1 rRNA gene is annotated in these 2,232 nt (G+C 55.0%); it reads left to right on the plus strand.

Features of this window, described 5'->3' with window-relative positions:
* Nucleotides 1-2,211, plus strand: a 23S ribosomal RNA gene (locus tag G522_RS0124025); the annotation flags it as partial.
* Nucleotides 2,212-2,232: the final 21 nt, after the last annotated feature.

The following is a 2,232-nucleotide window of genomic DNA, read 5'->3' on the forward strand; positions in this document are numbered from 1 at the left end:
AATGCTGACGGCGTACCTTTTGTATAATGGGTCAGCGACTTAGTCTGTCGAGCGAGCTTAAGCCGTTAGGTGTAGGCGCAGCGAAAGCGAGTCTGAACAGGGCGTTCAGTTCGACGGATTAGACCCGAAACGAGGTGATCTAGTCATGAGCAGGTTGAAGGTGCGGTAACACGCACTGGAGGACCGAACCCACGCCTGTTGAAAAAGTCGGGGATGACTTGTGACTAGGGGTGAAAGGCCAATCAAACCTCGAAATAGCTGGTTCTCCGCGAAATCTATTTAGGTAGAGCGTCGGACGAATACCTCGGGGGGTAGAGCACTGCATAGGCAAGGGGGTCCTACAGACTTACCGATCTTAAGCAAACTCCGAATACCCGAGAGTACTATCCGGCAGACACACGGCGGGTGCTAACGTCCGTCGTGAAAAGGGAAACAACCCTGACCATCAGTTAAGGTCCCGAAGTCACGGCTAAGTGTGAAACGATGTGGGAATCCCAAAACAACCAGGATGTTGGCTTAGAAGCAGCCATCATTTAAAGAAAGCGTAACAGCTCACTGGTCTAGTCAAGGGTTCCTGCGCGGACAATGTAACGGGGCTCAAGCCGTGCACCGAAACTATGGGTTTGCACTTGTGCAAGCGGTAGCGGAGCGTTCCGTAGGCCTGCGAAGGAGGATGGGCGACCACCTCTGGAGGTATCGGAAGTGAGAATGCTGACATGAGTAACGCTAAGGGTGTGAGAAGCACCCTCGCCGAAAGTCCAAGGGTTCCTGCGTAAAGCTAGTCTTCGCAGGGTTAGCCGGTCCCTAAGGCGAGGCCGAAAGGCGTAGTCGATGGGAATGAGGTAAATATTCCTCAGCCAGCAGGTGGTGACGGATGTGAAGGACTGTAAGGCCTTATCGGATTGGCCTTGCTGTCTCAGCGTTCCAGGAAATAGCCCCTGCATCAGACCGTACCCCAAACCGACACAGGTGGACTGGTAGAGTATACCAAGGCGTTGAGCGAATTGTGCTGAAGGAACTCGGCAAATTGCCTCCGTAACTTCGGGAGAAGGAGGCCCCGGTAATGGGCAACCGTTATCGGGGGGCACAGACTAGGGGGTGGCGACTGTTTAACAAAAACACAGGGCTCTGCGAAGCCATAAGGCGACGTATAGGGTCTGACGCCTGCCCGGTGCCGGAAGGTTAAGAGGAGGGGTGCAAGCTCCGAATTGAAGCCCCGGTAAACGGCGGCCGTAACTATAACGGTCCTAAGGTAGCGAAATTCCTTGTCGGGTAAGTTCCGACCTGCACGAATGGCGTAACGACTTCCCCGCTGTCTCCAGCACAGGCTCAGTGAAATTGAATTCCCCGTGAAGATGCGGGGTTCCTGCGGTCAGACGGAAAGACCCCGTGCACCTTTACTATAGCTTCACACTGGCATTCGTGTCGGCATGTGTAGGATAGGTGGTAGGCTATGAAGTTTGGGCGCCAGCTCAGATGGAGCCATCCTTGAAATACCACCCTTATCGTCATGACTGTCTAACCGCGGCCCGTCATCCGGGTCCGGGACAGTGTGTGGTGGGTAGTTTGACTGGGGCGGTCGCCTCCCAAAGAGTAACGGAGGCGCGCGAAGGTAGGCTCAGACCGGTCGGAAATCGGTCGACGAGTGCAATGGCATAAGCCTGCCTGACTGCGAGACTGACACGTCGAGCAGAGTCGAAAGACGGCCATAGTGATCCGGTGGTCCCTCGTGGACGGGCCATCGCTCAACGGATAAAAGGTACGCCGGGGATAACAGGCTGATGATGCCCAAGAGTCCATATCGACGGCATCGTTTGGCACCTCGATGTCGACTCATCACATCCTGGGGCTGGAGAAGGTCCCAAGGGTTCGGCTGTTCGCCGATTAAAGTGGTACGTGAGTTGGGTTCAGAACGTCGTGAGACAGTTCGGTCCCTATCTGCCGTGGGTGTAGGAGTATTGAGAGGATCTGTCCCTAGTACGAGAGGACCGGGATGGACATACCTCTGGTGGACCTGTTGTGGCGCCAGCCGCATTGCAGGGTAGCTAAGTATGGACTCGATAACCGCTGAAGGCATCTAAGCGGGAAACGAACCTCAAAACCAGTGCTCCCTATCAGAGCCGTGGTAGACCACCACGTTGATAGGCCGGGTGTGGAAGCGCAGCAATGCGTGAAGCTTACCGGTACTAATAGCTCGATCGGCTTTATCGCTCTCATTATCCCTGTCCATCC

It is taken from the genome of Pleomorphomonas oryzae DSM 16300 (assembly GCF_000422965.1).
GTDB classification, from domain to species: Bacteria; Pseudomonadota; Alphaproteobacteria; order Rhizobiales; family Pleomorphomonadaceae; genus Pleomorphomonas; species Pleomorphomonas oryzae.